We start from the raw sequence: 13,299 nt of genomic DNA, 5'->3' as shown, positions 1-13,299 counted from the left end.
GAATCAGAGAGACTTTTCCCTTTGAATGAAGCTGCACCCTACTTTCGTGGGCTAGTGAGACTCCTATATTTCGATAAGCTACGGTTGAGTTTCTTGGGCAGATGCCATGTCTGAGTACGTGCATGAATCCATAACGTACTCTCCTACTTTCCATTCTTTTTGTTCTCTCCCTATGCACTGTTCTCTCCCTATGCACTCTCATGTATATGTTCTGTCCCTATGCACTGTTCTATCACTATGTACTCACTATGTACTGCTACTATGCACTCACTTACGTTCTGTTACTATGTTAAGTATGTATTCTCCTTCACGCCCAGCCACTACGTCTTCTTCCCTGCACCCTATCCTTACCCATCAGCTTCATCCACCTTCTAATCCAACCACTCCAAAACAACAAAAAAACCCTTGATATACAAAGGTTTTGGCTTAAAATATGGAGCGGGTGATGGGAATCGAACCCACGCTATCAGCTTGGAAGGCTGAAGCGGGGCCGCATCAGTTAAAATCAGAACCAGACATAATGAGAGAAAACACGGTATTTGCTCAAATGGATACATCTATTCATATCAGATAAATACAGATACCTCAAAATGTTTTGCCCCATTTCTGCCCCATTGAAAGAGCCGCCCGGGATCACTCCTGTGGCGGCTCTGCTATATGCTCTACAACATCATGTAAAGGCACTCCAAAATATTTGCACGTTTTGTCCAGCACTTCCATAGATACGTACTCACCTTTTCCCATCTTAGCCAAGGTGGCGGAGGATAGGCCGAGGGCTTCACGATACTCTGTTTTGGACATGTCTCTATCAACAAGCAGTCGCCATAATGGCTTAAAAGAGAAACCCATATGCATATTCCTTTCTATCTGTTTGTCCACATTATAGAACATTATATTTAGAAAGACAAATATTATGTTTGACTTATTGTTTAGTATAGTGTATATTATATTTAGGAAGTAAAACATTAGCACTTCCGGAAAGGAGGCGAACAAGGCATATGAAGGATTGGGTAACGCTCCTTACAGCAATCATCCAACTCATTACAGCAACATTGCTGCTCAAGGACAAAAAGAAAGGAACCACAAAACGCAGCCCGCGAGGCAAACGTAAATAGGTTCCCGGAGAGTAGGGGTTGCGCCCCCTGCTCTCCACCCAATCATACCAAAATGGCAATTGGTTTGCCAATCAATAATCTTCTGACGGGCGTACACGAGAAATGGAGGGAGAAATGAAAATCAATGTCTTTGAAAATGGAAGCAAAAGCAAACTGATAGCTATGCTTATAGAGGATAACGGTGAAGAATATGAGCTGGTACGCACAGAAAAAGGTCGGGATGATTTACTCAACAAGATTGACGACATGGGTTTATCTTACATTACTGTTGAGTTCAAATAATAAGGAGGAATCGACATGCTGAACATAATCACATGGGTTGTTATCGGGGTGGCGCTGGTGCTGTCTGTGGTTGCACTGATCAAGGCACGGGGGCGGCGCTAAGCTTATGAAGTTAGAAGATTTGAAGCCTGGGCTGCCTGTACAAATCACGGCGGGCTATCATAAAGGAAAGACCGGGAAAGTCATAGCGGTGGGGACATTTGAGGGCGGCCCAAAGCAGATTGGAGCGCTGGTGGACATTGCGGAGCCGGTGCTGGTGATCCTGGAACCGGGAGCGATGGAGAAATTACCAGAGAAGCCGCTGTCGCCAGGGTGGGAAGAGTTTGAGATATAAGCGTACCCCCTGCTGGTCAGTATGGCTAGCGGGGTATTTTCTATAATCATATAGTAAAATTTACCTCCATCTGATAGACTTATTTTGTAAATTAACATTATATCAGGGGGATTCAAGTGAAAAAAAGACTCTTTATGTCGGTATTCATTTCGTTGGTTTTAATTTTACTGCCTGTGATCGCTGAAGCACATCCAGGAAGAACAGACGCAAACGGCGGGCATTATTGCCGCACCAATTGTGCTAAATGGGGGCTTGAAAATGGGGAGTACCATTATCACAATGGTGGAGGATCAAAGCCGGCGCCGGCAGCTACTAAAAAACCCGCTGTAAAGGCAACCACCAAGCCCACAAGTAAACCGGCGGCCACACCGGCTCCAGCAGCGCTGCTATTACCAAAGAAACAAGCGGCCGGCACCCTGCAGGTATACTATTTTGACGTTGGGCAAGGCGACTCCACTCTGATCCGTACGCCCTCTAATCAGTACATCCTGATTGACGGGGGAAACAATAATCAAGGAACAAAGGTTGTTCAGTATTTGAATGCTTTAGGAGTTAAGACGCTCGATGCCATGGTTGCCACTCATCCTGATGCGGATCATATCGGTGGCTTGGATGATGTGCTTAAGGCGTTGGAGGTAAAATCCGTATATGCTCCAAAGGTCTCGCATACAACCCAGACATATAAGGATTTCCTGACCGCTGTCAAAAATGAAGGGCGGACGATCAAGGCAGTCAGCAAAGGGGTTAAAATCCCGCTCCAGGGCGTAGATGCTTCATTCCTCGCCCCCGTCAACTCCTACGGAGACGATTTAAATAATTGGAGTGCTGTACTGAAGGTCTCTTATAAGAGTAAGTCGTTTTTATTTACCGGTGATGCTGAACTTAAGTCTGAAAATGATATGCTTGCGGATCGAATGAGCCTGAAGGCCGATGTGTTAAAGGTCGGGCATCATGGCTCCAGCAGCTCGACCAGCAAAGCATTCCTGGATGCTGTCAAACCTACCTATGCAATAATAAGCACGGGTAAAAATAATTATGGCCATCCGGATTCCGGCATATTGGCCAGATTGAAAACTGCTAATGCCACAGTACTGAGAACCGACCAAAAGGGTACAATTACCGCAATAAGTGACGGTACCAAAATCACCTTTATGTCAACCAAGGGGGCCAAGTAAATGCGGAAGGGCATTATAGATCGGTTTGAAGGAGAATATGCCGTTGTTGAATTTGATGGTACCACTGAAGATATTTTAAAATCAGAAGTCCCTGCAGAAGCTAAAGCAGGAGACACCCTGATTTTTGAAGGCGATGGTGTAACGATTGATAAGACCGATACCAGGAAGAGAAAGAATGAAATACAAAATTTGATGGACGAATTATTTGAGGAATAGCATTAAAGCCCCGGGACTTTTCACCGGGGCTTTAATTGTTCTCGCAACGATTCTGCCAGATCGGCGGTGTACCTGGTGAGCCGCAAGCTGATCTCGGTACGCACCACATCGCGGGTCAGCCCGAAACGCTCCTGGTATCCCCGGCAAAAGATTGTGTTGTAAATTACAAAATCATCCTGACTCTCTTCGACCACTTTTATATTCCGCTGCTTCAGTTCCTGCCGCAGCTGGTACACATCTTGAATGATACGCTTCTGGATATAGCGGCCAGCCGTTACGTACGCCCTTCTGAGTACATTTCCCGACAGCTCGATCTCCTTCAGGCTCCTGCTGATCATGGTGTCAATGTAAGGCAACAGGATCAGATCTCGGACCATTTCTCTCTCTTCAGGTGTAACCATTTTACTACCACTATTCACGCTCATGTTATCGCCTCCATACACACAGTATACGCGAACGTATGTTCTTTTATCCACAAGAAAAAAGCCCCTGCATTGGCAGAGGCTGATTTACTTTGAAACTTTAGCCCGAAATTCAAATCGCTCCCGGATGAACCGGGTACCGGCTATCTTAATTGATTCTGGGGTATAGCCTTCTACGATGCCACCGTAATCCATTATGTGACCAATCGGGTCCGGTTCTTCCCGGTACCACACTGACACTGTGGATTGAGCCAAGGCGGCTACAAAGAAATCCTTATCGCTAGTTAGTATTTTGTAAGACATCATATAGATTTTATTCGATGCTCTCTAAATACTTTACAGGATCTATTAGATAAATAACTCTTGGATCTAGAATTCCATACTGATTTACAGGTCTACGGCGACCTGTCTTATCAATTTGAAATCCTGATTCAACTTGAGAAATTAAGCCTTTACCTTTCCATTTCTCCACAATATTTCTAGCTTTATTTGTAGCCGTTTTATCAGGGATATCTTCTCCTAGATCTTTCCCGCCAGTCACTTTAAAAGTAGCCGCTACATCTGAAATCGTAAAAATTTCTTTTTCGAGTCTCAGTATTCTATTTACTACCTCTTGAGTATATAAATCATAGACTCGATCAGTACTGAAACGATTAATCCCTTGCTTAATGGAAGACCAGTTTATCTTCAAATCGTCTGGGGTCGCGTCAACTGCAGCTTCTGCAAAAATAGATTCCATGATCCGGTTAAGGTCTCGCGGAGATTTAAAGGAAAGACTAACGAGTAATTTAATGATTTTGTTTTGGATACTCGCTTCGAAAAGGGATTCGACACTAGCTTTTTTAAGACTGTAAGCAGCAATTCGTCGTAAAAACATTCTTTGAAGATCCGCATCTGACCACTCGGTTGGCTTCATTGTGATACGATCAGTTCTTAATTCTTCTCCAAAGTGAGATTTAACATTCTCCCATAGAAAAAACTTAAATGCTCCACGATCAATTTCTAACAATCGTATGTTGGTTAACATAGGACTTACGAGTCTAGCCGCTTTGTAACTATTCCCACCTGTAGAATCCGTTTCGTCTACCTTATCTACTAAGACATAAACCGCCTCATATTCAAAAGTACTAGCCAATTTCGTAAATGTCTCCATTATATGTATAGAACTAATTGCATCTCGTTTTTGCCTCGGGGTATCCGTAGGTGTTTTAGGCTCAACACGTTCAAGTTTAAGTACACTAATAAGAACATTATACATCTCCATAGCGTTTGAAAGGAGGGCTTTCATTTTATCATTTCTGGACTCTAACGATTTTATGATACTATCAAGCTCAATTCTGGATAAGTCACTCATATACTCGTCAATGTACCACCGAAGTAATCCTCTGCTCTCTAGAGGCATATGTTCACCGATTATCCCTCGTTCAACAAGGCATACCGCCAATTTAGAAACACCGCGCTTTAGAATTTCATTTATATGATCTGACAGTGTAATAGTATTGATTTGTCCTAATCGTAGCGCAGTAAAGTCATCGTAAGTTATAGAGAGAACCCGCCCTCCGATATCTTGAACCTCTGATTCTGAATCGCAATATCTTTCTATCATTGAGCGAACTGCACTCTTCCCACCTCCACGCGGCCCAAAGACCACATATGATTTGGGATGATTAGCGTCGCCAAGGGCCTCGGAAAAATAACGAGGTTCAACAAAATACATATCAAGAAGATCTTCTTTTTCAGCAGCCACCTTGGAAAATGGATGCTCAGTAAACCGATGCGCTTTTATAAACTTATTTATTAACATAAAGCCGCCACCTCAATTTATCTCATAAAATGTTAGTATATAACGAATAATATCATTTATTGAGATAAAATAGCTATATTTAAAAATTAATTGAAAATATATGAAAAATGCAATAAGCCCACTAGCTGAAGCCAGTGGGCAGATAATTCTATTCCTTATCTGTGTAGCCCTTACCCGCTGCTGGATTACTTACAATTCCCAGGACCACCAACACGCCCAGAACCGCATTGACGGCCGCTGTAACCTCATCGTATTTCTCTGGGGCCAACTGCACCCCAAAGATCGCCCCAACCGCCTGAACGCCCAGCAGCACGGCTGCTGTCAAGGATACCCACATACCATAGTTTCGCCATTTGCTGTTCATGATTATTTAGCCCCCTTGGTTGTAATGGTCACCGTCTTCGTGACGTTGTTCCAGTTCACAGCCGCACCGATAGCCTTACCAATAGCAGCCAGTGGCACATATACCCGACCCTCGATCAGTACGCTATCTTCCCCTAGCCGGTTACCATTGACTACCGTTCCCGCCTTATCTACTCGCATATCGTTTGATTCCTCCTTCTTCTTTTTCAATCCCACCGCTTCCACAACCCCGGCCACAATGGCCGCCGCACACTTCCGCCGGTAGCCGTCCGATTTGAGCAGTGCTGCTTCCTCATGATTGGACATAAACCCGCACTCTATCAGGATGGATATGGCCCTGGACTCCCGAAGAACGTGGAAGTTTTCGGCCTTGACTCCCCGATCATAAAGGCCGGTTGCCTTGACAAGCTGCCGTTGCACGGCCGTTGCCAGCGCCACAGCAGACGCCGGGCGGGTTACATAGGTGAAAGTCTCGATACCCCGCGCGCTGCTCCAGCCGGACCCCATGGCATTTGCATGGATGGATACAAACAGATCAGCTCCCCACTCGTTGGCGGCGTTGGTGCGCTCCTTCAGCGGCACATCCCGGCTGCCGTTATCAGCATGGGTATACATCGTTTGTACCCCGTCATACTCCAGCAGGCCCGCCCGGACGTACCGGGCCACCACGCTATTAAAAGCAAATTCCCTCATGCTATCATCTGGGCAGCGTTTGCCCGGCGTCTGCGGGCCGTGTCCTGCATCAATGGCTATTTTCATGGCTTCTTTTCCCCCTTTTAGGCAGTGACACAAAGATGTCTTGCCCTTTGGTATACATCAGCACTGTAAGCACCAGCAGCCCTACGGTGGTCCCGACCTGCGCCACGGCCCAGGCATTGGATTTAAGTGTCGCATAGACCGCCGCGCCGCCAGAAGCCGAAGTGAAGCGAATCCAGAACGCCACGGCCATCTTGACTGTGTAAGCCCCCAGGAAGAAGAAGGCAGCCAGCATGAATAAACTGACCACCCGCGCCCGGAACCTCTTGCGGAAGTACAAAAAAAGCGCGGCTATCAGCAGCAGCGCACAAATGAATGAAATACCATATGCAATTAACAGCAAGATATCAGTGCCCCCCATTATTAACACCCCGATCATAAATTAAAAATTCTGCGAAACCATTGTTCTCGATTTCCTGCTGTATTTCTTTGGATACATTCTTGTATCGGGAAATCGAAAATGATACCCTGCGGGATGCCCGCGCCAGCTCGTTCTCTCTCTCTTTATGCTGGGATAATCGTTTGAATAGTCTACTCAACACGTTTATCCACTCCTGTCCTCATCACTGCCAGCATTGTTACTTGCGGCATGATCTATTTTCAATCGCTGTAATACTTCAAGCGTAGGCGCCATAAAATCAGAACGCTCTTTGTCCAAGATACCCTGCAGCCGGTCCCGGTCTTCTTCTGCTTTATCCAATAATTCACGGGGCACCCACCTTCCACGCCGGATGTCCCGGATGAAGCCGAAGACTATAAAGACCAGTACCAGCGACACAATATAAGCAAGGCCGTATTTGTCTGCGAGCGGCAGCAGTTTTTCAAGATTATTGACGTTATTGCTATCCATTCCCCCCGCTCCCCTCTCCCTAAAATCAAATAGCCCTCGGGGATCCGAGGGCAAAATAAAAACGCCTGTGAAGGGCGTCATAGATTGAAATATTATGTCGATATTTATCTGATTAAAACGTCCCTCCTAATTCAACATCAAATTTAGGATAACCGTAATACTGGAAATTCGCCTGTGTGTTGAAGATATACGAGAAAAAAATCATAACATAAGTCGGTTCCATATATACCCTTTTAATCTGTAAGGCCACTGTGTCTCCATTATCAATAATACCTATCGTACAGACCGGACCAAGAGTGTCAAGATTAATATAGCGGCGACCTCTATCCGCGATATCCGGTACTATATCAAGGACGTGACAACTGCCCCCGAATTTCATCGGAAATGCGTCACCAGTAACCCAATTCATCAGATCGGGAACAGATGTAAGTGCTATTGATTGAAGGTGACCGATATAACTTTTTGAAGTCATGACTGTAACGGAAAATGATAAAGTTGAATCAGTAGATTCTTCAAACTGAGTAAAATTCTCCGAAAACTTTTCGAGTTGATAGCCTGTATATTCCCCTTTCAAACCAAGCATTTCGACACCAGATTTAATATTGGCGGCAATGAAATTATCATCCCATATGTTAAATGTGCTTTGGTTATCAATCGCGGCAGTGCCTCCAACGGTGGGGAATACAACCAATTGTCCGGGTAAAACACTTTGAACGCGCATATTGCCCACTAGCTGATTTCTTGCATTCCAAAGTCTGCCTTCAAGCTTATTGCCGTTTACATATGCTGTTTTACCTTCAAGGACGTCATCTGCCGTCGCTGGCCCCTCATCTAACGAAACCATTGAAGGAACCACCGAAGGGATATTGGATACGATCTGAAAGTTATCAAGAATAGCATAAGTACTTGAATTGGCCGTTTTCAACGTTATCACAAGGCCACCGGTTGGCACCTCCACCTCTATATCAAAGTCATTCTCCCCAGCAGGACTATTAATGGCGTTTAGATACCGGTTAGCAACCATCATTTCTACTCCCGTGTTCGTCGGGCCGCCCTGGCCTTTAAGGGTACCTCGAAGCCCAATACGCTGATGAATCAAATCCCGAAATGGCTCTACAAAGACTATTTTTCCAGTTAAAGAATTGCTGGAATAACTTCCACCCGAAGCGTGTATATATGGACCTGTGCCCGGTGTTAGCACCAACGTGGCCGTGCCCTGCACCAGTCCATTATCGGTACCAATATTTTTCCCTGCGCGAACATCTGCCGCCGTTGCGTTCCCGTATTCACCCCCTTCACCCTGTAACGTAAAATTTGTGCCATCATACACAACTGTGTAGACTCCGTTCAGAGCAAGGACGGCGGCGTTACCGTTTGGTTTCTTTAAAGGTTTGGCTCCTAAGCCATTGGGGTTAAGTGTGGGATTAGCGCCACTAGCAACGTGCGCCTTGAAGCTAATTCGCGTACCTGCTGTTAAAGCTGCAAGAGCAGGAGTCAGCCCCAATGTATACGCCGTGCCCGTGCCTGCCGTAGTCCCGAAGCTGGACACTTTGTTTAAACCCTGCGCAATGGTATTCACCGCTGTATCCAAAATATCCATGTTACCATTCAGATCATTGATATCTACAATGTCTGTACCTTCAGGCTTCTTCAGCCCCAAGTTACCCGTTGTTTTCATTGCTCCCACTCCTATCCATATACTCTTAGTTCGTTCCAGGTCTTGCCGTTCGCACCGCTCCAGGTGAGGGACTTCAGAGAGTCCCAGAAGGTGTATGTGTAAATAAATTCATAGCCCAGGTGCGCCGGCTTGATTTCCTCCAAAATCTGAATGAGGCCGGCCATGTTCGACGGTATCCCTAACGACCCAACGAACCGGACCACAAACCGGTATTCTCCCGGCACCTCTTCAACTACCACCTCACCACCGGTGAACGCCGAAGCGACCCGTTCGATCATTTGGGGGGTTGTCGTCCCCGCGCCGCGCCGCTTGGCCTTGATGATCTCCCGGCGGCTCTCTGCGGACTTGGAAGGGTCAGTACTCAATCCCAGCTCCGCCTCCCAGCGGCCCAGGCTCTGAGTGGCCGTCTCCACATAAGCCTGAGCCAAAACGACGACCGCGCCTGTCCGAAGCGCAAGAATCTCCCGGCCCAGCGAATCCTGCAGGCTCTCCATTTCTTTGACGCCCCGGTAATAATCCGGCAAATACTGCATGAGGTCCAGGCCATCCTCTGGCTGCGGCTCGGTATCTTCTGGCTCGGCAGCAAAGAGCAGCGTTCCATAAGGGTATTTCCCGTAACTCATCCGTCACACCCCCTTGAGCTGGTTCCAGGTCATCGCACCCTTGTTACTGAGCGCGGTCCAGCTTCCCCAGGTGTCAGCGCTGAGCCCTTGCCTGAAAGCCAGTCCGTTTCCACCTATAGCAATTTGAATAGGCCAGCCCCCAGAACTTTCATTGGAAGACCAGCCAGCGACGTTAAGCACATACACATACATTCCCGAAGCAGACACGGGCGGAGTACTGACAGCGGCCAGTGACTTGAACGAACCACTGAGCTTTTTGGACATTAGATCGCTGGGCTTCTCTACGATAGTACGATTATCCAGCATGTTGATGGCGTCTGCTGCACCGCCGGCTGCAGGCAGGGCTGCGGGTTTCCCCGTGACTCCAGACCACGGAACGCTGTCAGCCAGCGCCGCCTGATCCACTTTGCCGTCATTATTCGTGTCGTATACACTTTTCAGCATATCCCCGCCGCCCACATTGGCGAGACGGGAAGCTATCGCCTGCATGGTCCGTTGTGGAGTCATGTACTTGGCCGCGCTGGTTCCAGCTTCGGCCTCAGCCTGGGTAGCCAGCCCCAGGTTCTCTACACTCCCCAACCCGACATCTGCTTTAATCACCGTCACCGCCCCGGTGCGGCCCGCGACACTGGTCACTGCATTGACCTGGGCACCGGCAGCAATACCGTCCAGCTTCGCCTTATCAGCGGCGAGCATCAGACCGGCAGCGCTGGTTGTGGCTGCTGCTGTGGAAGCCTTGGCATTCCAGGTTGCCTTTTCTCCATCACTTACAAACCGGTTTGAAGCGTCCTGAGTGATAATCGAAGGTGGGTGCGTGCCCGGGTGGGTGTAGTTGTTCGCTCCCGCCGCGATCCCGTCCAGCTTGGACTTATCTGCTGCAGCCATCAGACCCGCAGCGGACTGCGTCACCACAGTAGTCGGCGCTTTGGCATTCCAGACGCTGCGCTCGGCTTCCGTAATATGCCGGGTCCCGTCTGCCACATGCTCGGTCAACTCATTCGCCACAACTGCAGCGGCTGCGTCCGCTTTGGCCTGCGCACCTGCCGGTGTCTCCTTGGCTGTCCAGGCTGCCTTTTCAGCATCTGTAACGAACCGGTTGCCGGTGTCCTGGGTAATGATCGACGGCGGATGATTGGCGGGATGCGTGTATTTATTGGCCCCCGCCTCTATGCCGGTCAGTTTGGACTTATCAGCAGCTGTGTAATCATTCGCGGATAACCCCTTGCCGGATACCTTGTCCACTTTTCCAGCCAGTTGCGTGGTCATCGTCCCGGCAAAGTCCGGATCATTGTCCAGCGCGTCGGCAATCTCTTTGAGCGTATCCAGCGCTGCCGGAGCTGCCGCGACAACGGCCTGTATGCGGCTGTCCGTCTCCGTTTTGGAATAGGTGGTTGCCTTGTCCGCCTTGGCCAGCAGCTGCGTATCCACCTGGGTCTTGTCCGCCTTCTTGCTCTCGACCGTGGTCAGCCGTTCCCGTATGTTTCCAGTCAGCGCGTCGTTCACACCCTTATACCGGTTCACTTCAACCTGCGTGGCCGTAATCGCGTGCTGCACGGCATTGATGTCGTCCGCTTCGACGGTATCTCCCGGCGTCTCATAAGTGACAAAAACCTCGGGGGCGCTGGAATAAATCTTGATTGACCGGCGCCACGGGGCAATCCCTGGAATGGAGAGTGTCCAGTTGGTCACCTCCTCGCCGGTATACCGTGACCCGGTATATACCCGGATCGTCTGATTATTGATGTTGTCATGTTGCAGATCCCCATCGTAACTGCCGGTCGGCAAGGGAATACGCTCCTCCACGACATACGGTTTGTCGGTCGGACTCTTGTTTAGCTTATCGGCAAATTGATCTACCGATTCCGGATAGGCCATTCACTACACCTCCAATTCCACTGTCCCGATGACTGGCACTTCCTCATCACCTAGTGCGATATTCCCGCTATCCCCGTTAAGCAGCAGCTCGGAGTAATCCAGCACCCCATCGGTCCCGAGCAGTAGCGCGCCGATAATGGCCTGGCTGACATAGGTCGATTCAAACGCTGCGTTCTTTCTCCACGCCTCCAGCCGCTCCTTCAAAGCGTTTGTCACACCTTGAAGCGTATATCCTGCGGCCAGAGTGACGGTGGCATCAATATTCAAGACGCTGCCAACCGCCGAAGCCACCGTCACCACGGCCCCGATGGGCGCCTGTCCCTCACCGCGCCCCGGTACCGGGTCAATAAAGTCCTGAACCTGCTGCACCAGGACAGCAGAGGCAGGCAGCTTTTCAGCGTCCACAATCACCACTTTTACGGTCTTCGGTCCGTCCCAAAGAGGGAAGACCCGGACACCGCCCACGCCGGGAATCTGCAAAGCCCACTCAATATAATGGTACTTGTTGCCGCTGGTAGCCGGCCGCCGTACAGCATCCCGATAGCGTTGCCGTAGCGCCTCATCTGTCTCCAAGCCTGTTCCCGGTACCAGCAACTCCGTCAGCTCTGCCCGTGCCAGATTATTGATATAATCAATGGGCATGAGTGTGCCAAAAACCCCATTAGCTGCCGCGCCCGGGATCTCCGCCACCATCCGGTACTCGCCAAGCGACAACCGCTCTGCCGCCTTGTACGTAATCGTATCAATGGCGAACCGGCTATTAACAGGAATATCCATCAGGGCATCGGACGCATTGTAAAATAACCCCCGGAGCTGAGCCTGGGTCGCAGGCTTGCGGACGACACCGGACCAGGCAATGGCCAGATCCAGATAATCCCCGGAGGAGGTATCCGCAAAGATAAGATTAATATTAATGTCCAGCTCCATATACAGCTGTGCCAGCTCGATGGCAGCCGGAGCCAACGCGTCATAAATAATACTGCCCTCCCGCTTGTCCAGGCTGTCCGGTACGCGCTCCAGCATCCGTTCCAGGATGATTTCAAATGACTGATTCTCATACACCTCTGCTACACCTCCAGTCTATCCGTATAATTGCCGTAGTCGCTCTCCACCTCAAACTGCACCAGTGCCGTGTCCCCATCATAGGAAAAACGGAATTGCGTCACTGATACGATTCGGTCATCCTGCAGCAGCGCCTCCTTCACCCAGCGCTCGATCTCCGTCTCGAAGACAGCCCGCCCACGTACTCCGCCCACATCCGCCTCGTTGCCGTAATCAGGGCTGTAAATCAGATGCTCAAACCGAGCGGTGGCCAGAATCTTGAAGACAGCCTGCTTCACTGCCTCCAACCCGTCCACCGCTACCGCGCCGATCCGTCCGTTCACCAGGTCCAGCTTATAGGTCAGACTGGGTTCAGGCGTTTCCTCCATATCTTCATTCAGAACAATTTCATCGGATTGTGGGATCATGGCGACACCACCCGATCCAGGATGACGTAACGCTGGCCGCCCTGCATACGGAGCAGCACCAGCTTGTCGCCAGCCTCCAGCCCTTTACGAATGATTATTTTGTCTTTCAATGCCTCTTGGGTTAATCCTGATCCAGTAATAGAATGAGTGTGCTTCAGGTCCAGTTCCAGCTTGGTCAGGGACTCAGGAATAACGAAAAAATCCTCTGTCAGCTCCAGTCGTTGATCGACCATCACCTTGAGAGGATTAATTTGTGTTACAGATCCTAATTGCACAATGACCGGCCCCGCCGCATCCATCGCGCCTAAAGCGGCTTGCTTAATAGCTTCCAGCATAG

17 protein-coding genes are annotated in these 13,299 nt (G+C 49.1%); 4 read left to right on the top strand and 13 right to left on the bottom strand.

The genetic code is table 11. The features are described from left to right. Positions 1 to 633 precede the first annotated feature (633 nt). On the bottom strand, positions 634 to 849 hold the full coding sequence (locus HQN87_RS08485; protein WP_173131385.1) for a helix-turn-helix domain-containing protein: 216 nt from the start codon (positions 847 to 849) through the stop codon (positions 634 to 636). Positions 850 to 1,229: 380 nt separating this feature from the next. On the opposite strand from HQN87_RS08485, the gene HQN87_RS08480 reads away from it, so the two are divergent. From HQN87_RS08480 to HQN87_RS08465, 4 genes are all read left to right on the top strand, one after another. Then, positions 1,230 to 1,397 (top strand): hypothetical protein, encoded by a 168-nt coding sequence (locus HQN87_RS08480; protein WP_173130648.1) that lies wholly within the window; start codon positions 1,230 to 1,232, stop codon positions 1,395 to 1,397. 106 nt (positions 1,398 to 1,503) lie between these two features. After that, positions 1,504 to 1,731, top strand: a complete 228-nt coding sequence (locus HQN87_RS08475; protein WP_173130645.1) for a KOW domain-containing RNA-binding protein — start codon at positions 1,504 to 1,506, stop codon at positions 1,729 to 1,731. Positions 1,732 to 1,865: 134 nt separating this feature from the next. Beyond that, positions 1,866 to 2,906, top strand: coding sequence for an MBL fold metallo-hydrolase (locus HQN87_RS08470; protein WP_173131382.1), 1,041 nt, complete (start codon positions 1,866 to 1,868; stop codon positions 2,904 to 2,906). Then, complete coding sequence (locus HQN87_RS08465) at positions 2,907 to 3,122, top strand: DUF3006 domain-containing protein (RefSeq protein WP_173130641.1); 216 nt, start codon at positions 2,907 to 2,909, stop codon at positions 3,120 to 3,122. A 20-nt stretch (positions 3,123 to 3,142) separates the two neighbouring features. Here HQN87_RS08465 and HQN87_RS08460 read toward each other — a convergent pair whose 3' ends face one another. The 12 genes from HQN87_RS08460 to HQN87_RS08400 all read right to left on the bottom strand — a co-directional run bounded on the left by HQN87_RS08460 (position 3,143) and on the right by HQN87_RS08400 (position 13,297). After that, positions 3,143 to 3,547, bottom strand: coding sequence for a YhjD family protein (locus HQN87_RS08460; protein WP_173130638.1), 405 nt, complete (start codon positions 3,545 to 3,547; stop codon positions 3,143 to 3,145). 310 nt (positions 3,548 to 3,857) lie between these two features. After that, positions 3,858 to 5,348, bottom strand: coding sequence for an anti-phage protein (locus tag HQN87_RS08455; protein WP_173130634.1), 1,491 nt, complete (start codon positions 5,346 to 5,348; stop codon positions 3,858 to 3,860). Between the two features lie 148 nt (positions 5,349 to 5,496). Further along, positions 5,497 to 5,712, bottom strand: coding sequence for a phage holin (locus HQN87_RS08450; RefSeq protein ID WP_216857205.1), 216 nt, complete (start codon positions 5,710 to 5,712; stop codon positions 5,497 to 5,499). 2 nt (positions 5,713 to 5,714) lie between these two features. Then, entirely contained in the window at positions 5,715 to 6,470 is a 756-nt protein-coding gene (locus HQN87_RS08445; protein ID WP_173130631.1) for an N-acetylmuramoyl-L-alanine amidase family protein, read from the bottom strand. Next, positions 6,454 to 6,810, bottom strand: a complete 357-nt coding sequence (locus tag HQN87_RS08440) for a hypothetical protein (protein ID WP_173130628.1) — start codon at positions 6,808 to 6,810, stop codon at positions 6,454 to 6,456. The genes HQN87_RS08445 and HQN87_RS08440 overlap by 17 nt, the downstream gene beginning before the upstream one ends. Positions 6,811 to 7,011: 201 nt before the next feature. Then, positions 7,012 to 7,317: a hypothetical protein gene (locus HQN87_RS08435; RefSeq protein WP_173130625.1), complete on the bottom strand. Its 306-nt coding sequence runs from the start codon at positions 7,315 to 7,317 to the stop codon at positions 7,012 to 7,014. A gap of 112 nt (positions 7,318 to 7,429) precedes the next feature. After that, complete coding sequence (locus HQN87_RS08430) at positions 7,430 to 8,995, bottom strand: hypothetical protein (protein ID WP_173130252.1); 1,566 nt, start codon at positions 8,993 to 8,995, stop codon at positions 7,430 to 7,432. Between the two features lie 11 nt (positions 8,996 to 9,006). Further along, entirely contained in the window at positions 9,007 to 9,618 is a 612-nt protein-coding gene (locus HQN87_RS08425; RefSeq protein WP_173130622.1) for a putative phage tail protein, read from the bottom strand. A 3-nt stretch (positions 9,619 to 9,621) separates the two neighbouring features. After that, entirely contained in the window at positions 9,622 to 11,493 is a 1,872-nt protein-coding gene (locus HQN87_RS32045) for a DUF4795 domain-containing protein (RefSeq protein WP_216857204.1), read from the bottom strand. A gap of 3 nt (positions 11,494 to 11,496) precedes the next feature. Beyond that, positions 11,497 to 12,555 (bottom strand): baseplate J/gp47 family protein, encoded by a 1,059-nt coding sequence (locus HQN87_RS08410; protein ID WP_173130619.1) that lies wholly within the window; start codon positions 12,553 to 12,555, stop codon positions 11,497 to 11,499. 5 nt (positions 12,556 to 12,560) lie between these two features. Further along, positions 12,561 to 12,962 (bottom strand): DUF2634 domain-containing protein, encoded by a 402-nt coding sequence (locus HQN87_RS08405; protein ID WP_173130616.1) that lies wholly within the window; start codon positions 12,960 to 12,962, stop codon positions 12,561 to 12,563. Next, on the bottom strand, positions 12,959 to 13,297 hold the full coding sequence (locus HQN87_RS08400; RefSeq protein ID WP_173130612.1) for a DUF2577 domain-containing protein: 339 nt from the start codon (positions 13,295 to 13,297) through the stop codon (positions 12,959 to 12,961). The genes HQN87_RS08405 and HQN87_RS08400 overlap by 4 nt, the downstream gene beginning before the upstream one ends. Positions 13,298 to 13,299 lie beyond the last annotated feature (2 nt).

This window comes from Paenibacillus tritici (genome assembly GCF_013204885.1).
In the GTDB taxonomy this organism is placed as follows: Bacteria; Bacillota; Bacilli; order Paenibacillales; family Paenibacillaceae; genus Paenibacillus_AQ; species Paenibacillus_AQ tritici.
The sequence above is the reverse complement of the archived record's forward strand: the minus strand, read 5'-3'. Positions and strand labels throughout refer to the sequence as shown.